This window comes from Pseudomonas fulva (assembly GCF_023517795.1).
GTDB lineage: Bacteria > Pseudomonadota > Gammaproteobacteria > Pseudomonadales > Pseudomonadaceae > Aquipseudomonas > Aquipseudomonas fulva_D.
Window position 1 is genome coordinate 4,062,360 of sequence record NZ_CP082928.1, and the last position, 19,704, is coordinate 4,082,063.

Below are 19,704 nucleotides of genomic sequence, written 5' to 3' on the forward strand. Positions count from 1 at the left end.
AACCACTGAGATTCAATATGCATGGGTTTGGTGCTCACCCAGCGGTCGCCGCGGAGGGTTCTGCCTCTTCGCTGAAATTGACCTGGTAGTAATCGAGCATGGTCTGGCTTTGGGCATAAGCCTTGCGCACGGCGGCGCTTTCATCGAGCAAGGCCTGGCTGGGTTTGGCGTGTTGTTCAGGGGGCAGGGGCTTCGACCAGTCCAACACCTCTTGGGAGAACACGGCCTTGGGGCGGCGCTTGACCCATTGGGCGATATGGCAAGGCAAGGTCCAGCCACTGCAGAACTGAATCAGCAAAAAGCCAAACACATAACGTATCCACCAATGTTCCTTGCGATACACCTGGCGGCACATGTGGAAGTAAGCCACTGTGCCTTCCTGGAATTCCTCGTCTGACAATAAGGGTGTGGGCAGTGCATCGGGCCCTTGCTCCATATACACCCGGATGGCCTCCCATTCGCTAACTACCAGGCCCAGGTTGCCACCGGGAATGGTGACCCAATAGACGACACCTGTATCGGCATTACGCAGGCCGAGCATCAGGGCAAAGCTGGGCATCACTGCGTACTGAGTAATGACGCGGCTGGCAGAGACGCAGGCGATCACTTCTTCCCAGGGGACATAAACAGGCGCTTCACCTCGAAACACCAAGGCGACTTGGCGGCGCTGGCGGTTGAAGCGAATGGGGGAGCGGGCGCCAATATTGTGGATGATGCGGAACATGTTGAATGCGGCTAGCGAGGCAATTAAACCAATGAATGCCCACACAAACCAATCAGTCATGAGACTTATGCCAAACTCAAAAGGGCTATCACCGTATTTGAAATACTCACGAAGCCCTACGCCAATTCCTGTAAGTAAGAAAAAAATACAAAGCGACATAACCGAACCAATATAGGCCCTCGCCGCAAACTCAACACTAGCCTGCCCCGCTCCAACATCCAGAAACACCTCATTGGCATCCTGATGCAACTGTTGCCCACTGAAGGCTGGCATGCCGGTGGGCACGGGTTTGGGCGACAGGTAGAACACTTCGCTGCCACTTTCCCGCTCGAAATCCCCGGTATGGGGCAGGCGGTCATATTTATCCTGGGGCATGCGGGGACTCCGGGGTGATATCGAGCCACTGCCGAGAGGCGCGGCGCTTACTCGGTGGCTGCCACAGCGGGTTCCGCTTCTTCGCTGAACTTTACTTGGTAGTAATCGAGCATGGTCTGGCCTTGGGCGTAGGCCTTGCGCACGGCGGCGCTTTCATCGAGCAAGGCCTGGCTGGGCTTGGCGTGTTGCTCGGGTGGGAGGGGTTTCGACCAGTCGAGCACCTCTCGGGGGAAAACGGTTTTGGGGCGGCGCTTGACCCATTGGGCAATATGGCAGGGCAAGGTCCAGCCGCTGCAGAACTGAATCAGCAAAAAGCCGAAGGCATAGCGTATCCAACTGTGTTCCTTGCGGTACACCTGGCGGCACATGTGAAAGTAAGCCACGGTGCCCTCCTGGAATTCCTCGTCTGATAGCAAGGGCGTTGGCAGTGCCTCGGGTCCTTGCTCCATATAGACCCGAATAGCTTCCCATTCGCTAACTACCAGACCCAGGTTGCCACCGGGAATGGTGACCCAATAGACGACACCTGTATCGGCATTACGCAGCCCGAGCATCAGGGCAAAGCTGGGCATAACAGCGTACTGAGTAATGACGCGGCTGGCAGAGACGCAGGCGATCACTTCTTCCCAGGGGACATAAACAGGCGCTTCACCTCGAAACACCAAGGCGACTTGGCGGCGCTGGCGGTTGAAGCGAATGGGGGAACGGGCGCCGATATTGCGGATGATGCGGAACATGTTGAATGCGGCTAGTGCTGCGATCAAACCAATAAATCCCCACATATAAGGATTAAGTAGATAATTCCCCCAGTCACTCCAGAATGGCCTGTCCCCTAACTGAATAGATACAGATGCCATGCCTCCAGTGCAAATAACAAAAAAGACTACAAGCGACATAACTGAGCCAATGTAAGCACGCGCAGCAAACTCAACACTGGCCTGCCCCGCCCCCACGTCCAGAAACACCTCATTGGCATCCTGATGCAGCTGTTGCCCACTGAAGGCAGGCATGCCGGTGGGCACGGGTTTGGGCGACAGGTAGAACACTTCGCTGCCACTTTCCCGCTCAAAATCCCCTGTATGGGGCAGACGATCATACTTATCCTGGGGCATGCAGGGACTCCGGGGTGATATCGAGCCACTGGGGGGCGATACGGGTTGGACCGGCAGCGGGTACGCCCTTGATCGGCTCGCGTGAGGCGCTCGGGTGCAGCGGCAAGGCATAGTACAGGTAAGCGTCGTCTTGTTTGAGCGGCTTGCTGGCCAGCTCGGTCTGAACGGCCACGCGCAAGCGCAAGTGGGACTGCGGCCCGACCCAGTTGGGCGAAAGATCAATCGCCAGGGTCAGCGGGTTATCGCCAAGCAGGGTTAGAGCACTGCGCACCTGCGGGCCAACATCCTGCGCCGGCCAGCCTTGCTGGTAATTCCACTCGGCGGTCAAGCGTAGCGGGTGCTGGCGCAAGCTGGCCAAGCTGACCCCGGGCAGGCTGAGCACCAGGCGGCGAACCGGCTCGCCATCCAGCGGGCGCTTGAGCGTGCCTTTATCGCTGACCTGCGGGCGCATAGTGGCTTCGGCCAGCTTTTGCGCATGGACGGGCCAATCCCAGTCCTGATTTTCCAGGCCCCAGCAACAGTTCAGCATCCAGCGTTGTTGATCATCCAAATTGGCATAGTTGTAAAGCGCCTCGCCCCCGAACTGCAGTGCGGTGGCGGCCAGGCCCCAAGGCGTCAGGCGAGCGGAAAAACTCAGGAAGCGCACACCGCGCGTGGCCCAGGCACCGCCCATGACCGCGACACGCTGACCGGGGGCGGCGCGTGAGGCCTCCAGCATCAGGCCGCCGAATTCGGCGAATGCCTTGGCCGTGATTGCCGCGTTGACTGCGGTACTGCTGGTGTCCCCGGCCAGCGCCATCAGAGCACCGGCCTGCTCGCCAGCCGTGCCCGTGCGTGTGGCATCCAGCCATTTATTCCAGTTGCTCCAGGAGGTGCCAGCGGAGCCCAGCAGGGCCAGCGGAGAAATCACCACGCCCAGGCCCAATCCCAACTTGCCCAGCTTTACCGCGAATTGCATACCCCCTTTGCCGGCTGAGCTGGACACAATGGATTTGAAAGCTTTATCCACAAGGGCAATATGAGCGTTTTGATAGACCGAAAAGGCTGATGCTATTGGGGCTGAAATTGCCCCAATAACAATGAGATCCTGCTGGAGCGTCGTGCCTCCGCTACGTCGCGCGGATAACCACGCATCCCACGCATCCCCCAAATTCCGCGCCTGAAGAACCAGTGCCAGCAACGGCAGCGCACTGCTTTTAACCGCTGCCATATGCGCCCCCGTCTCGCCGTAGGCGCCCAGTGGGCCCAGGCGTAGTCGGCGGATTTCTTCGTTAAGCAGGCTTTGCTGGGCAGCATCCATCTTCAGTTTAACGCCGACAAAGCCAACCTGGACGGCGCTGGTGACGATCGCGCTGTCCTGCATTTGATTGACCAGGGCCGTGCGCTGCTGGCGATTGATGGCCAATTGCTGATTGAATTGCTGCCTCTGCACCTTGGCGTTCTGCCGTTCGGCCTCGCTTATCGTGCTCCGCTTGCTGTCGGTCTTGGCTCGGTCACGCTGGGCCTTCAATTGATCTTCGCTGTCCATCAGCTGGATCAGGGTCGTCAGGCGCGACTTGAACAGGCTGACATCCTGTTCGGTGGCCACCTGCAAGTTGGCGCCGTGCGTTTTCAGCGCTGCCAGGTTGCCCAGGCGATGCGCTCGGTTGCTGTAGGCGCCGAGCTTGTCCAGATGGGGCTTGAGGTCTGGGCTGTTCAGCTTGCTTTGCATCTCGGCCAACCAATCCTGCAGGCGCAAGGCGATGGCCGGGGAATAGGCGGCGTTGACGGCCTGGCTGGCCGCTTGGGCGGTCGCATTGAGGGCAAGGCTGTTGGTCCAATGGTTGCCCAGCAGGGTGTGGATTTCCTGCAGGCGAACCTGGGCATCGGCAAGGCCGCTTTTCAGGTTGCGTGCATCGTCGAGCCATTTGATCAGGTCCCCTGATTTGCTCGTCAGGAAACTCAGATCCAGTCGGCTGGCGAAGGCCGGCAGTATGTAATAGGGATATTTGTGGAAGTATTCGCCGACCGCCTTGAGGCTGTCTTCGGTACGACACAGGTCGCGCACGCAATTTTGCTCGATGAGCAGAGCGGCCATCAGTTGGTCAGGCACTTGAGTGTCGAAGTACCAAGCGCTGCGGTGATATTCGGTGGCGGTGAACAGCGTGACGCGATCTTCGGTGATGCGATCAAGGCGTGCGTTCCACCGTTTCAGGTGTGCACGTTCCTGCTCGAGGTATTGGCGCATCTCCTTGTGGCGCACCAGATCATGGATGCCCCGCGCCCCCAGGCCTTTGCCTTCCAGCGTGGCATCAGAGTGGTCTTCTAGGGCTTCGATATCGTCTTCCAGCTCGGCGTAGAGATCTTCACCTAATGCCTTCTGCATGGTCTGCTTCTTGGCCGCGACATTCGCCCTGGCAGCTCGCGTCTTGGCATCGAACCCTCGCCCTGGGTAATGAGCTGTCGCCGGGCTGCTGCTCTGAATGCCCTTGAGGTCATTGCGGGCATTGAGGTAGTCGTAAATCGTCTGGCGCTGCGCGGGCGTGGTTTTTTCAAACAGAGCACCACGGGTGCCGGCACGCTTGGCCGTATCGTCGTTCACCACCATCAGGGTTTCGATGTAGCTGCCGATGCTGTACTTGAGGTCGTTGCGGCTCTGCTGAATCCATTTTTCGATCCAGCCAACCACGGTGTCCTGTTCCTCTGCCAGATCCTGCATGACGCCCAGGCTGTCCTTGAACACCAGGTAGAGGTGGTCATGTTCGTAGATGGGGAGCAGTTGTTTCTTGACCAGGCCGATGGTGGTTTTGCTATACAGCGGGGCGTTTTCCCAGACGTAGTCTTTACCCTCCTGTGGGTTACCGCCGGCCGGCGGCGCACTGGTTGAGGGCTGCTCAGCCACCTCGGCCAACCACTTCTCTGCCTGCTGGCTGGTGAGTAGGTGCTCTCCACCTTCAGTGCAGGTTGCTTTGGAGAGATCCACTCGCTGCATGAAGTGCTCGCGTTCTTTACGGCTCTTCAACATCTGTGAGCATTTGAACGCTGTCCACTGCACGTCAGAAAAGCTCACATGCAGCGTACTGCCTCGTGCGAAAACCAGGCTGTTCTCCGCCAACTTTCCCTGCCGTTGGTCCTGAGCCGCTTCCTTGCCTTTCCAGACGAATTTGCTCACGACGCCTTTCTCGACACGGTATTCGTGCAGATAGCCTGTTTCGTTGTCTATCACGTACAGCCAGCCATCGCGGATCAGCCGAATACCCAGCGGTCGCGACTTGAGTCTGTAGGGCAGGGCGAGTGCCGCCGAAGGGTCGAGCCGCTCGACCAAGCCGTAGCGCAGGGGCAGCAACTGCACCTTTTTCTTCATCAGCGGGCAAGCGCCTACGGGACTTTTGGCGTCGCTTTTGGCCTTGTCGGCATGGTTGGGATTTTTGGTTGTCATCAGGAAGTCCTTTCCGCTGACGAGGCGCGGGCATATGCCAGTTCCGCTGCCTGTTCAATTCGTTGGCTGGGCGTGAGCGATGAGGTTTGATTTACCAGCTTGGCGATGTCCGGATGTTTGTCCAACGCCTCAACGCCTAGCAGACCAAAGATGTTGGCATAGAGCGTGATGTCATATTCGCTGTTGAAGCCCAGGTTGTAGGCACGCTCCGCCATTGATCGCAAATGCTGCCTGCGCTGGGTTGAATTCAGTGCTGATTGATAGGCGGGAAAATACTCGTGCATATGCGCGTCAAGGCGAATCAGGATACTTCGAAAGGCCACATCACCAAGCAGATCCAGTTGTGTTTCGGATAGCTGATAGGGGCGACTGTATTGCATCGGAATTGTCGAGCCAGGGCGTTGATGCCGATGCCAGGTGTTTTCAACACGATCGGCAGCGATGATCTGGTCGATCGGGCCAAACAGAGTCGGGTCATTATCTTTTTTTGCCTGGTCCAGCAACGCATGCATGACGGCGGGGTCGGCCAAGCGCAGCAGCATCTTCTCCCCCATCGGATGACAGACGCACACCAGCCAGCGAAGGTGCTCAATGACCGAACTTCGACTGGCGTTGCTGAACAACAGGTAGCCCCACTCTTCATGGCTATTTTGCATAAAAGCAGCCAGCGCGGGATCGTGCTGTCCGTTCAGGCGAACCAGGCAAGGCGATACATCACTCAATTCGGCCCAGGGGGTTTCCAGGTACACCAGATCGAAATCAGGCGACTCAGCCCATTCGTAGAGCCGCTTGGGAAGGGTTTCGACGCTGATACCGTCTAGAAGCAGATAAGCTGGCGTGCCCCAGGGCAGCTCTTGGGGTAAATGATCTAGACCATCAGCCAGCATGAGCAGCCTCCAGCTTGGCAGCTTCGCAAATGGCGCAAAGTGGCTGCTTGCGCTGCAGTGCCTGTCTTTGTGCTGGTATCAACAGCTTCCCTGCCTTATCCGCATCCGCCGGTTTTAAAGGCCCCGGCAGTATCGGTGCCGCCCCCGTACCACTGCCCGCACTGCCCCCGAGTTGATATTGACCACTGCCCCGCTGAGGGTGACGCCACCGCCGTCGATCTTGATAAAGCTGCCGCCGGCCTTGAGAGTCAGCTCGCTGCCTGCTTCGAGCACCACTTTCAGGCCGCTGCTCAGGTGGATTTCCTGGCCGGCCTCGATGAACTGGCCGGTGCCGATCTGCACGTGCTGGTTCACGCCCACGGTGAGGTGGTCATCGGCGCGTGCTTCGACCTTGCGGTCGGCATGCACGGTGTGGTGCTCTTCGGCCTTGAATTCGCTGTAGCTGTTTTGCTCGACGGTGTCGTGGCGCTCGTTGCCAACGCGGATTTTCTGGTTGTTCTGGACGTTCTCGTCCCAGTCGCGCTGGGCGTGCAGGTAGATCTGTTCCTGGCCTTTCTTGTCTTCGATGCGCAGCTCGTTGTAGCCGCTGCCGCCGGGTGAGCTGAGGGTCTTGAAGGTGCTGCGGGTCTTGTTGGCGGGCAGGTCGTAGGGAACGACGTTTTCCTTGTGGTACAGGCAGCCGGTGATCAGCGGTTGGGCACGCGCCAGGATGGTTGGCTGCCCACTACGATAGGCGTCATCTATTTAGCATGGCGGTCAAAAAACTGGTCGCTGGAGAAGTCGTCATCAGTGGCTTGCGGCACTAGCCGGCTTCCTGACGGTTGCAGCTATACGTCCCACCTCGGCCATCAAATCGAATATCGAGCCCTGCGGATGACGTTGGCGCAGGTTTATCAGCAGCTCACGCTGCCTGAGCAGTTCGTCACTGGGTTTGGCCCATTGCTCGGGGGGCAGGGGCTCTGACCAGGCGCGCATGGCTTCGGGAACATTGCGCTGGTGCATACGCTTGACCCGGCTTATGTTCCATTCGGTTAGATAGAAGGGCAGTGTCCACAGGGTGTAAAAGTGAAAAAAGTACCAGCCGAGTACGTACCACTTGCCGACTTCCCCTTCGCGGTAGCGGCGACGCATGCGTTCTCTGGCGTTGTAGAAAGTGTGCAGGCCCTCATGGGGTGGGTCGTCCGGGCCTTGCAGGTCGAAGGGATCCTGAATGTCCTTGAGGCTATGGATCTCGTGATCCATATAGGCGCGAATGGCTTCCCAGTTGCCGATGGCCATACCCAGACCGCTGGTGGCGAATTCCAGGGTGTAGTCCTGCCCGCTTGGGGCATGGTGAAAACCCACGCCCATGGCGAACTGGCTTTGAACACCGTATTGGGTAACCCCACGCGCCTCGATTACCCAAGCGGATACCTGTTCCCAAGGGACGAAGATGGGCTCGGTATGGCCCTCTGGCACAAAACAGACTTCACGGCGCTGGCGGTTGAAGCGGGTGGCGATAACGGTTTTGTGCTGGAGATGGTTGTATAGCCACACGCCTAGGGTCAATGCGAGAAGCGCCGGTGTACCTATCAGGCTAATTTCTAGGCCAGCCTCAAGTACTCCTGTTGCCATTTGCCAAGTATCTAAGAGAGTTCCACCTACTAAAGGGGTTAGTATGGCTACGAGAATAGGAGATAGGAGGAGTGGCATGACGACACCCACGAAAAATGGGCCTGCTAAAGTCATTTGCCAACCAAATACAGGTGGCAAGCCAGTACCAAAGCTCAGGTAGATGTCATTTACCTCACCGATGGCATGGGCATAGTCATGAGGAGGTTCACCCGTTGGCAGTGGCAGCGGAGCCAGATAGTTGACCCGCCCGCCAGGGAAGCCCTGGATATCTCCGGCCTTGTGTGGTTTATCCAGGCCGGGTGGGGTAGCGGTTTGAGTATCAGCGGTTTGCGGCATCTTGGGTATCCAGTAATAGCAAAGGATCGATCTGCAGCCTGGCGGCGGCCTGACCTTGAATGGTCGCCTGGCTGGCGGGATATTCGCCCGGTTTATCGGGCGCAAGGCGAATGGTATGGCGCTCTTCGCGATACTGGCCGCGCTCGTTGCGGCGTTCGACCCTTAGCTCCAGGAGCAGTTCTTCCTGGGTGTACCCACCAATGGCTGCGTCCATGGGCTGTGGGCGTTCGACCCGGAGTGTCAACGGTGAATTGGCGGCCAGTTCCAGCCCCAGCTCATGGAGCGGGTGCCACCTGACCATGGATTCTCCTTTTTCATAACGCACGGTGCGGATGCGATAGGCGCTGAGGCTAAGCCGTGCGGCGGGTTGCCCGGCAAGAGGCCGTTCGAGTTCTGCCCGGCTCAGGCCTGGGAACGCCAGGGCAATATCGATGCGCTTGGGTGACAGCAGCAGGTCACGCCACCAGCTATCGTGGCTGCCGTGGATAACCATTGCCAAGGGCCGTTGAATGACCCCAAGCAAGGTCTGCTGGTAGGTCTCCAGCGTATAGTCCTTGCGCTTTTGCGCATCCTGGCTCCAGGGCGTGCTGAGCAGCCATTCGTCATGGGCGTCGGTATTGTTGCGGTTGTACCACCATGTGCCGCCCAGCTCCAGGGCGGTAAACAGCGCGCCGGCAATATTGAAACGGAAGAAAACAGTTGCCAGGCGAGGGCCCGCCAGTGCCCAGGCTGCTTGTCGAGTGGCGAGCGTTTTGGCCACCCGTACCTGCGAATAAGCATGGGCGGTATGAGCGAAACCATAAGCATTGGCTGCCAGCATTCCGCTTGAACCTGCCAAGGCTGCAGCAGCCCCATACATGGCTTGGGCATTGCCGCTTTGCACGGCTCCCGACCATTCGCTGTAGTGTGTTTTGCTACTAATTACAGATGCAACAGCTCCGGCACCATATGCGAAGAGACCAAGGTTGATGTGCAGTTTCCCCACCTGTACACGAGTGGCCGTTAACGCGTGATCCTGTAGCACCTTGGCCAGTTGTACTGCTCTGGCCTCAAGTGCCGTATTGGCAATGGATTGAGCAGCAGCAAATCCAGCAGCACCGGTAGTCATAACGGCGCCAATGAATGGCATGAGGTCTTTTTTATTAGCTGGCTGGCTGAGAGTCCCCCTCGTTACCTGCACCAAATTCACCAACTGCGCCACAAATACAGCCAGTCCCACACCGTCACCCAGCTTGCCGAGGGTGCCGGCAGTGGCGTAGCCATTGCGTATATTGCGCAGCCCTGTTGCGACTTCCTGCAGCTCGGCTGGGGGCAGGATCAGGGTGATGCCGGCGCGCCCAGGGGCTGCACCCGCCACGCGCACGCTGTTCTGTGGCACCTCGGCGATAGGGCTTATGGCTGCCGCCAGGCGGGGCTCCAGCCTATCGAGTTGGGCGCGAACCCTTCTGATCTCGAGCTGCAACGCTTGCGCGCGCGGTGCCCTGTGGTCGGCAGTGCTGATGATCACACCCCGTTGCCTCTTGAGGCGCTTGAGCTCCGCGCGATTGTCCAGCACTTCCTTCAGATCTTCTCTCAGCGCAGCCTTTTCCGCCTCGCTGGCGACGGCAAAGGTCAGGCCTTCACGTTTCGCCGCGTCGAGCAGACGCTTCGGTAGAACTTTGGGCAAACGGCGAAACAGCTCGTCCAGATCCGGTACTTTCTGCTGCCCCACCTCCTCGAGGAAGGTCTGCATGGTTTTGCTGATGCCAAAGCTCAATGCGGGGTCGAGTGTGGATTGAGCGCTACGCCCAAGGGTTTGAGTCGGCTCAGGCAGTTCGTCAAGTGCCGGGATCTTGCCTTGTTCGATTTCTTTCAGCTTACCCAGCCAGTGATCGATGGCGGCAGCGGCGCCATAGGTTGACAAACCCAGCAGCACATACTGCGCTGCCTGTTCGCTTTGGGTATTCAGCGGCAGGGTATGGAACAGCGGGCGGTCGTATTGAGAGTTTTCTTCCAGCCAAGCGTAGAGCTTTTCATTGGCTGCATCGCAACGACCGATATCCTTCAGGCAGGCATATTGGGTGGCGAATGCCAAGCCCACCTGTTCGGCCTGCTGGGCATCGTAATACCAGGCTGCGCGATGAAAGCGCAGTTCGGTAGTCATGACCGTGCGGTCGGTGCTGATCCGCTCCAGCAGTGCATCCCAGCGCTGCAGCTTGGCCCGGTTAGTGACCAGAAAGGCATCCATGGCAGGGCGGTCAATCAGGTCATTGATGCCACGCTGGCCCAGTTTCGCGCCATTGAGCACATCGTTGACTTGCTCGCTCAGATCCTTCTTGACCCGAATGATCGTATCCAAGTGGCGCTGTACGAATGCTTGATCCGCTGAGTTCAATTGATTGCGGGTGAACTGGCGCTCCTGCGCTCTATGCAAGGGTTCCGGGGTGGTAGGGTCTATCGGGCGGGGTATGGGGGCACCATTCAGATAGTCGATCAGGGCCTGGCGAGTTTGCTGCTGTGAAGGCTCAGGCAGCTTGGCAGTATCGTCGACCATCGCCTGGGCATCATCGTCTTCCAGCTTGGCCAGTTCGTCAGCGCTGACTTGCGTCCGCGATTCGATATAGCAGGCGATCATGTAGTCGCGTTCGTTGGCGCCTGGCTGTGCACCGCCCTCACGCCATTCGCTGATCCAGCCGACCACCTTGTCCTGAAGCTGTGCCAGGTCACGCATGATGCCAATATCGTCGCGCAGCACCAGAAAGAGCGCATCATGCTCGTGCGCCGGCAGAATCCTGGCCGTCAACTCACCGATATGCGTGTCACGGAAGAGTGGTGGATCTTCCCAGACATAATCCTGAAGTTCTTCCGGGTGAGGTTCTACCAAGGCAGGGCGGTTCTGGTGATCAGGATAGGTTTGTTGACCCTGCTCATCACGATTAACCTTGTTCTGGACGACTTCAGCTAGCCATTTCTCCGCCTGCTCACGCGTCAGGAGGTGGGTGCCGCCCCGTTTGGGGTCGGCCTGCTTCAGATCCACCCGCTGCATAAAATAGTCGCGATCAGCCTGGCTGGCCAGCACCTGCGTGCATTTGCGGGCGGTCCATTGCAGCTCGGAGTAGGCCACATGCAGTGTGCTGGATCTGGGGAAGATCAAATCCGGTTCCCCAATGGCATTGGTACGAGTATCGGCACGAACTTCGGCATCCTTCCACAGCAGCTTGGTAATGGCGCCTTTTTCGATCTGGTACTCGTGGAGATAGCCCGTGCCGCTGTCGATGATGTAGAGAAAACCATCGCGCATAAGACGAATGCCCAGAGGCCGGGTCTTTAGCGTGAAAGGCACTGACACCTCAGAGGATGGATCGACCCATTCGGTCAGCCCATAGCGCAGTGGAAGCAGTTGCACTTCGACCTTCATCAAAGGGCATGTGCTGGTGGCCGAACGGCTATCGCTATAGGAGGCCGCCTTGGCTGCCAGGTTGGCGTTATTGCGAGGAGGTGTCTGCGCAGTCATGAGGTCATTCCTTGTATCTGCGTGGCGCGCTGCTCTGCCAGATATGCAGCTTGCTCTACTCGTTCTAGCGGAAGGCGTGGCGAAGAGCCTTCTAGCAGTTGAGCGATATCCGCGTGCTGTTCCAGTACCGTTTCCCCAAGGAAGCCGAAGATATTGGCGAACAGAAAGATTTCTCTCTCGGAGCAGAGATTGAGCCGGTAGGCCCTATTGGCCAGCTCGCGTAGATGCTGATGACGCGGCATGCCTTGTAGAGCTGCCTGGTACTCGGGGAAGAATGTTCGTAGGTGTTCGTCCAGAGCCAGAATTGTCTGACGGAAGCTAACTTCTTCCAGAGCGCTTATTTCTGCGCTGCTCAAACGATAAGGCTGTCCATGATCCTTGGCGGGCCTTGCATGCGGGGCATGGTGTACATGCCAGTTCGACTCGACTCTATCGGGCAGGCATAGGTGCTCGATAGGGCCAAAGAACATGGGGTTGCCAATACCGAACAGGGCATGCGCTACGGCTGGGTCTGCCAAACGCAGAATGAAGCTTTGCTGCGTTGCTGTTTCGACTTTCAGAAGCCAGCGTAGATGCTGGGCAACCTCATCGAGCCTGGTGTTGGCGAAGACCAGGTAACCCCATTCCTCGATTGCATTGGCAAGGAAGGCTTGCCGGATGGGATCGCCTGGGTTGTCAATGGCGATCAGGTATGGAGATATTTCGGTGAGTTCGCTCAAGTCCGTTCCCAGATACAGCGGCTCGAAATTAGGTTGTTCCGACCACTGATAGAGCTTCTGTGGCAGGTTCTCCACGCTTACGCCGTCGAGCAGCAAATAGCAGTTGCCATGCCAAGGCAGATCATGGGGTAAGGCGTTCATGTGCTCAGACATTTCCGGCCCTCGCCTTGGCTGCCTCGCAAATGGCGCAGAGTGGTTTTTTTTGCAGCAGCGCCTGCTTCTGCGCGGGTATCAGCAGCTTCCCTGCCTTATCCGCATCCGCCTGCTTCAGCGGCCCCGGCAGTATCGGTGCCGCCCCCGTACCACTGCCTGCACTGCCCCCCGAGTTGATATTGACCACTGCCCCGCTGAGGGTGACGCCACCGCCGTCGATCTTGATAAAGCTGCCGCCGGCCTTGAGAGTCAGCTCGCTGCCGGCTTCGAGCACCACTTTCAGGCCGCTGCTCAGATGGATTTCCTGGCCGGCTTCGATGAACTGGCCGGTGCCGATCTGCACGTGCTGGTTCACGCCCACGGTGAGGTGGTCGTCGGCCCGTGACTCGACCTTGCGGTCGGCGTGCACGGTGTGATGCTCTTCGGCCTTGAATTCGCTGTAGCTGTTTTGTTCGACGGTGTCGTGGCGCTCGTTGCCGACGCGGATTTTCTGGTTGTTCTGGACGTTCTCGTCCCAGTCGCGCTGGGCGTGCAGGTAGATCTGTTCCTGGCCTTTCTTGTCTTCGATGCGCAGCTCGTTGTAGCCGCTGCCGCCGGGTGAGCTGAGGGTTTTGAAGGTGCTGCGGGTCTTGTTGGCTGGCAGGTCGTAGGGAACGACGTTTTCCTTGTGGTACAGGCAGCCGGTGATCAGCGGCTGGTCGGGGTCACCTTCGAGAAAGGTGACCAGCACCTCCATGCCGATGCGCGGGATGGCGATGCCGCCGTACTGAGCCCCCGCCCAGGCGCTGGATACGCGCAGCCAGCAACTGGTCTTGTCGTCGGCTTGGCCTTCACGATCCCAATGGAACTGCACCTTGACTCGGCCGTACTCGTCGCAGTGAATCTCTTCGCCTTTCGGCCCGGTGACCACGGCGCTCTGGCTACCGAGCAGGCGTGGCTTGGGATGATGCAGGGCAGGGCGGTTGGGTACGTCCCAGGGGGTGGCCTTGAAACGATTGCGGTAACCCTGGTGGAAGTCGTCCTTGAGGTCGGTGGTATCGCTGGTGATCGACTCTTCCAGCACTTGGGGTTGCTTGCCCTCATGGAGGACTTCGGTCAGCAGCCAAAGGTCGTTCCATTTGGCTTTAGGATGTCCGGTCAAGGCGAGAAAATGACCGCTGACCAAGAGCGGCTGATCGCTTTTGCCTTCGGCCAGCTGGTAGTCGCTGCGGTGGCGTTCAAGTGCACGCTTGGCCAGATGCTTGCCGCGCTCGCGATCCACGAAACGGCCGGGGTAGTCATAGTCTTCGAGGTCGGGCAGGGCATCGCCGCGGTTCTCGCTTTCCAGCTTCAAACGCGGCTTTTCGAAGTCGTAATCGCGGCGGGTCGTGCGGCTGGTGCGGGTTTCCAGGCGCAGGTCGAAGCGCTTGATGACCGGGTCATTGGCGACCATGCCGGAGTCTTGCTGGTAGGCCACGGGCGCCAGTTTTGGAAACACCGTCTGGTCATCGCCGAACACCAGCTTGTGGGCAGTGTTGCTGTGCTGAAAGTGGTAGTGGATCCCTTCTTCCTCGCATAAGCGCTGGATGAAGTGCAGGTCCGATTCATCGTACTGAACGCAATACACGCGCTCGGGATAGACCGACCCGACTTTGAATTCGTAGGCGTCGCTTTGGATGCCATGCTCTTCAAGCACCTGGCCGATGATGTCCGGCACGCTGAGGTTCTGGAAGATGCGCTGGTTGATGCGGTGGGCCAGATAGGCCAATTGCGGGCGCAGGGTCACCGCGTAGCGGGTCAGGCGCTTGCCGGATTCGCCTTGGGCGACCCGATAGAGCTGGCCATGAATACCGCTGCCATCTGGGGAGAGCTGCAAGAACGCCGGTTTGTGCAGCAGGGTTTCAAGGTCCAGGGCAGACTGCTCGCTGACCAGTTCCACTTCGAAGGCGAACGGTTCGCTGATGGCTTCACGCCCGGTGAGCGTGAACACCTGCAGGTCGGTCGACAGACCCTCTACGGTCAGGCTGAAGTGCGTCTGGTTGGCTGGCGCGAACATCCGATGTTCCTCGTGCAGTGCTGCGGCCACCGCCGATCCGGCGGGAAACGGCCACTGGCATTCTGGATAAGCGTAAACAGCACCGGCCAGCTGGGCTGGCCGGTGCTGAACAGTCGGTTGGCTTAGCCAGCGACTGGGGAGCGCCAATCATCGGAGCCCGAAGTACCGGATACTTCGTGGGTCCAGGTGATTTTGCGGTAGGTGAAGTGCACGTCTTCCAGGTGAGTGAAATGTGCGTTGGACGGGTCCTGGCAGTTGTGCATGTAGTCCTTGATGTCGACGATGATCGCGTCTTCAAGTTTGGTGGTGTAGTAGTGCTCCTGGGTGCCCTGAGCCGAGGTGCGGAACCACTGGATTTCGATGCTGGTCATGCGCTCGCCGGAGGTCAGAGCAGCCAGCAGCAGCGGCGATGCCTTGTCGAATACCTTGGTGATCACGACGGGCTTGTGCACGCGCTGGCCAGTCGGCTGGCCCGACTGCGGGTCACGCGGGATGATCACTTCGTGGCTGAAGCCTTGAACCATGACCTGGTCTTCGTGACCTTCCTGGTAGGTATTGCCAACCGAGTCGGCGGTAAATGCGCCGGCGGTGATCAGACCTTGTTTCTCGCCAGTGATGGACATATACGCTGGTGTTGCCATGGGGATGCTCTCCTTGCTTAATCAGTTGAAATGCCCGGGGCTGAATGCCGGTGGGTAATAACTAATCAGCAAAGCCTGTGCCATTGAATTTAAAATACTTATAAAACAGTAACTTAAATGTATTTATGCTTAGCTGTGCTCAATGACTTGAGTCGCCTTATGGGATTTCTGCGCAGCTATTTGCGCAGCACTGTGCAGTTTTTTGCGCAGTGCCATTTCCGGTCACGGAGTTGAAGGTGATCGCTCGGTTATCAACAGGTTTATCCACAGGGTGGTGCGCAACTTTTTGCGCATAAGACCCATTGGGTGCAGCGATTTTTTCGGTGCTGGCAAGGCAGTGCTGGCTGGCCGGTACCCAGGCTCCACGTAGGTGTGACGCGGTCTTGGTCGAGTTTGCGAGCTGCTTCTCCCTTTCGGCAAAATCCCGGCGCCATGATTGTGCCACACTTGCCAATCGGCGGTGTGATCCATAGGATTTCAACGCCTGAGGGTTGTGGATTCAGCCTAATCAGCAGTGCCGCAAGCGGCGTTTTCTGATCGTTTGCGGCTTTAAGGCTACATGGACGTTACCTGGTTAAAGGACGAGGATGTCTTACTCAAGCAAGCTTTCAGCTCATTATCTAGAGCTAGCTAAAACTCCTATTTCCGACGTGCTTTTCGCTGGTGAAGATGTTCGCTTCTCCAGTGAGTACGAAGCGCTGGAAAGTGAGTTGGCTAAGGCTTCCTCAATGCACGAAAGCGGACAGATCGACTGGCTGAAAATTCGTGAGAATAGCGAGAACCTGCTTCGTACCCAGTCCAAGGATCTGCGCGTAAGTGCGTGGCTGACGTGGGCTTTGTATCAGCGTGAATCGTTTCAAGGGCTGCTCGCTGGCTTAGGATTGCTTCGCCACCTGTGCGAACACCATTGGCCCGATGTGCACCCGGCAAAGGCGAGAACGCGCGCCGCTGCCATCAGTTGGTTGCTGCCGCGTGTCGAGCAAGTGCTCACCGAAAATGTCGCGATCAAAGAGCAGTTGCCCCTGTTTCGGCGCATGGTGGAACACCTGGAGGCGCTCGACGCCGCGTGCACCGAACACTTGGGCAGCGATGCCCCGTTGCTGTTACCCATTTCACGCCGCTTGAGTGGCATGGTGCAGCGCGCTGCCAACAACCAGCCAGAGCCCGGCGTGGTGAGTGCGACCGTCGCGCAGGTCAAGCAGGCGGCTACCCAGCTGTTCACCCCAGGCGCACCCATCGACAACGAGAAAGAGGCTCAGAAGGCGCTGCGCGCCCAGCAGGAAAACGCGCGCCCGCTATGTGCCTGGTGGCTCAAGCAGAAGGCCACCGATCTGCGGGCTTTACGCCTGAATCGCACATTGCTTTGGCTGGGCGTAGACATCCTGCCCGAGCGCAATGGCGAGCAAATCACGGCGTTGCGCGGGCTGCCAGCCGACAAGCTCAAGGCTTATCAGGAGCGTTTGGACCAAGGCAAGTACGCCGATTTGCTCGTGGAGCTCGAGGCCAGCCTGGCCAAAGCGCCGTTCTGGTTCGACGGCCAGCGCATGGTCTGGGAATGCCTGCAAGGTCTGGATGCCGAGATGGCGATGCGCGAAGTTGAAATTCACTTCGCCTTACTGATCCAGCGACTGCCCGGCATCATCGAGCTGCGTTTCCATGATGGCGAACCATTTGCCGATCCCGCAACGCGTGCATGGATCGTTGCCAGCGTCATGCCGCATCTGCAAAGCCCAAGTGCGCCGCGCAAGGTCGAAACCGACGTTGAGAGTCAGCCTGCCTGGGAGAAAGCACTGGACGAAGTCGTTCCGGTTTTGCGTCGCGACGGATTGAAATCTGCCGTGCAGATACTCAAGCAAGGGTTGCAGAACGCCCATGGTGGGCGCGTCCGCTTTTTCTGGCAATTCACCATGGCACGCCTGTGTTTCATGGCCAAGAAGTATGAGTTGGCCAAGACCCAGCTCGAGGCGCTTGATCAGGCACTCCAGGATGCCGGGTTGCATGACTGGGAGCCCGATCTAGCGCTACAAGTACTGAATTTACTGCACAACTGCTGCGAGCTTTTACCGCAGAACCATGCAGTGCGTGAACGTAAGGAAGAGATTTATCGCAGGCTGTGCCACCTCGACCTCGAAGTGGTACTCGATTAGGCCCCCGGGCCACAACCGCAAGGAGAAAAGCCATGGCCAAAGAAGGCTCGGTAGCCCCAAAGGAACGCATCAACGTCACCTTCAAACCCGCCATTGGTGGCGCTCAAGAGGAAATTGAGCTGCCGCTGAAATTGCTGGCGATCGGTGATTACACCCACCGTAAAGACGAGCGCAAGATCGAAGATCGCAAGCCGATCAGCATCGACAAGATGACCTTCGATGAGGTCCTCTCCAAGCAGGAACTGGGCCTGACCATGAGCGTGCCCAATCGCCTTCAGGAAGAGGGCGATGCTGACGAGCTGGCCGTGCAACTGCGCATCAACTCGATGAAGGACTTCAACCCGGCCAGCCTGGTCGAGCAAGTGCCTGAGCTGAAAAAGCTGATGGAGCTGCGTGACGCGCTGGTGGCCCTCAAGGGCCCGCTGGGTAACGCACCGGCGTTCCGCAAAGCCATCGAAGGTGTTCTCGCCGACGATGAGTCCCGTGACCGCGTATTGGGTGAGCTGGGCCTGAACGCCACAGCACCGAACGCCTGAGCCCCTATCAGTCAAGGAAGCCAACACAATGAGCACTAGCGCAGCACAGCAAAAGAGCGCCGATAGCGGCGAATACAGCATTCTCGACAGCATCATCGCTGAAACTCGCCTGACACCCGATGACGAAGCCTATGACATCGCCAAACGTGGTGTGTCTGCGTTCATCGAGGAACTGCTCAAGCCGCAGAACAACGGCGAGCCGGTCAAGAAGGCGATGGTCGACCGCATGATCGCCGAGATCGATGCCAAGCTCAGCCGCCAGATGGACGAGATTCTGCACCACCCGGACTTCCAGGCTCTGGAATCGTCGTGGCGTGGTCTGCAGTTGCTGGTCGACCGCACCAACTTCCGTGAAAACATCAAGATCGAAATCCTCAACGTCTCCAAAGAAGACCTGCTGGACGATTTCGAAGACTCGCCTGAAGTCATGCAGTCAGGCCTGTACAAGCACATCTACACCGCTGAGTACGGCCAGTTCGGTGGTCAGCCGGTGGGCGCGATCATCGCCAACTACTTCATGTCGCCGAGCTCCCCTGACGTCAAGCTGATGCAGTACGTGGCCAGCGTCTCCTGCATGTCCCATGCGCCGTTCATCGCCGCGGCTGGTCCGAAGTTCTTCGGTCTGGAGAGCTTCACCGGCCTGCCGGATCTCAAGGATCTCAAAGATCACTTCGAAGGCCCACAATTTGCCAAATGGCAGAGCTTCCGTGAGTCCGAAGACTCCCGCTATGTCGGCCTGACCGTTCCGCGCTTCCTGCTGCGCAACCCGTACGACCCCGAAGAAAACCCGGTCAAGTCGTTCGTGTACAAGGAAACCGTCGCCAACAGCCACGAGCATTATCTGTGGGGCAACACCGCCTACGCGTTCGGTACTCGCCTGACCGACAGCTTCGCCAAGTTCCGCTGGTGCCCGAACATCATCGGCCCGCAAAGTGGCGGTGCGGTCGAAGACCTGCCGTTGCACCATTTCGAAAGCATGGGCGAAATCGAAACCAAGATTCCTACCGAGGTCCTGGTTTCCGACCGCCGTGAATACGAACTGGCCGAGGAAGGTTTCATCTCCCTGACCATGCGTAAAGGCTCCGACAACGCGGCGTTCTTCTCCGCCAGCTCGGTACAGAAGCCGAAGTTCTTCGGTATCAGCGCAGAAGGCAAGGCAGCAGAGCTGAACTACAAGCTCGGCACCCAACTGCCCTACATGATGATCGTCAACCGCCTGGCTCACTACCTGAAGGTGCTGCAGCGCGAGCAACTCGGTTCGTGGAAAGAGCGTACCGATCTCGAGCTGGAACTGAACAAGTGGATCCGCCAATACGTGGCCGACCAGGAAAACCCGAGCGCCGAAGTACGTGGTCGCCGCCCGTTGCGTGCTGCGCAAATCAGCGTCAGTGACGTGGAAGGCGAGCCGGGCTGGTACCGCGTCAGCCTGAACGTGCGCCCGCACTTCAAGTACATGGGTGCCGATTTCACCCTGTCGCTGGTTGGCAAGCTGGACAAAGAGTAAACGGAGCGCC

The 19,704-nt window shown here is 58.3% G+C and carries 12 protein-coding genes and 1 pseudogene; 3 read left to right on the plus strand and 10 right to left on the minus strand.

Annotated elements, in window-relative coordinates:
- Window positions 1-34: 34 nt before the first annotated feature.
- The 10 genes and pseudogenes from K8U54_RS18710 to K8U54_RS18755 all read right to left on the minus strand — a co-directional run bounded on the left by K8U54_RS18710 (window position 35) and on the right by K8U54_RS18755 (window position 15,507).
- Window positions 35-1,099, minus strand: coding sequence for a DUF6708 domain-containing protein (locus K8U54_RS18710; protein ID WP_249907225.1), 1,065 nt, complete (start codon window positions 1,097-1,099; stop codon window positions 35-37).
- 47 nt (window positions 1,100-1,146) lie between these two features.
- Window positions 1,147-2,211, minus strand: coding sequence for a DUF6708 domain-containing protein (locus tag K8U54_RS18715; RefSeq protein ID WP_249907226.1), 1,065 nt, complete (start codon window positions 2,209-2,211; stop codon window positions 1,147-1,149).
- Window positions 2,198-5,629, minus strand: a complete 3,432-nt coding sequence (locus K8U54_RS18720) for a toxin VasX (RefSeq protein ID WP_249907227.1) — start codon at window positions 5,627-5,629, stop codon at window positions 2,198-2,200. The genes K8U54_RS18715 and K8U54_RS18720 overlap by 14 nt, the downstream gene beginning before the upstream one ends.
- Window positions 5,629-6,516: a DUF4123 domain-containing protein gene (locus K8U54_RS18725; protein WP_249907228.1), complete on the minus strand. Its 888-nt coding sequence runs from the start codon at window positions 6,514-6,516 to the stop codon at window positions 5,629-5,631. The genes K8U54_RS18720 and K8U54_RS18725 overlap by 1 nt, the downstream gene beginning before the upstream one ends.
- Window positions 6,498-7,212 (minus strand): annotated as a pseudogene (locus K8U54_RS18730) (bacteriophage T4 gp5 trimerisation domain-containing protein); the annotation flags it as partial. The gene K8U54_RS18725 and the pseudogene K8U54_RS18730, both read right to left, overlap by 19 nt.
- 90 nt (window positions 7,213-7,302) lie before the next feature.
- Entirely contained in the window at window positions 7,303-8,466 is a 1,164-nt protein-coding gene (locus tag K8U54_RS18735; protein WP_249907229.1) for a hypothetical protein, read from the minus strand.
- A complete protein-coding gene (locus K8U54_RS18740; protein ID WP_249907230.1) occupies window positions 8,450-11,959 on the minus strand; it encodes a toxin VasX in 3,510 nt (1,169 codons plus the stop codon). Before K8U54_RS18740 ends, K8U54_RS18735 begins: the two co-directional genes overlap by 17 nt.
- The gene (locus K8U54_RS18745) at window positions 11,956-12,831 is read right to left on the minus strand and encodes a DUF4123 domain-containing protein (RefSeq protein WP_249907231.1); all 876 of its coding nucleotides are present in this window, start codon (window positions 12,829-12,831) and stop codon (window positions 11,956-11,958) included. The genes K8U54_RS18740 and K8U54_RS18745 overlap by 4 nt, the downstream gene beginning before the upstream one ends.
- Entirely contained in the window at window positions 12,824-14,866 is a 2,043-nt protein-coding gene (gene tssI / locus K8U54_RS18750) for a type VI secretion system tip protein TssI/VgrG (protein WP_249907232.1), read from the minus strand. Before tssI ends, K8U54_RS18745 begins: the two co-directional genes overlap by 8 nt.
- 122 nt (window positions 14,867-14,988) lie before the next feature.
- Window positions 14,989-15,507, minus strand: coding sequence for an Hcp family type VI secretion system effector (locus tag K8U54_RS18755; protein WP_075959453.1), 519 nt, complete (start codon window positions 15,505-15,507; stop codon window positions 14,989-14,991).
- 587 nt (window positions 15,508-16,094) lie between these two features.
- Here K8U54_RS18755 and tssA point away from each other — a divergent pair.
- Genes tssA through tssC form a run of 3 tightly spaced genes read left to right on the plus strand, consistent with a single transcriptional unit; the run spans window position 16,095 to window position 19,694 of the window.
- Window positions 16,095-17,654 (plus strand): type VI secretion system protein TssA, encoded by a 1,560-nt coding sequence (gene tssA / locus K8U54_RS18760; RefSeq protein WP_249907233.1) that lies wholly within the window; start codon window positions 16,095-16,097, stop codon window positions 17,652-17,654.
- A gap of 32 nt (window positions 17,655-17,686) precedes the next feature.
- The gene (gene tssB, locus K8U54_RS18765) at window positions 17,687-18,190 is read left to right on the plus strand and encodes a type VI secretion system contractile sheath small subunit (protein ID WP_249907234.1); all 504 of its coding nucleotides are present in this window, start codon (window positions 17,687-17,689) and stop codon (window positions 18,188-18,190) included.
- A 28-nt stretch (window positions 18,191-18,218) separates the two neighbouring features.
- Complete coding sequence (tssC, locus tag K8U54_RS18770; protein WP_249907235.1) at window positions 18,219-19,694, plus strand: type VI secretion system contractile sheath large subunit; 1,476 nt, start codon at window positions 18,219-18,221, stop codon at window positions 19,692-19,694.
- Window positions 19,695-19,704 lie beyond the last annotated feature (10 nt).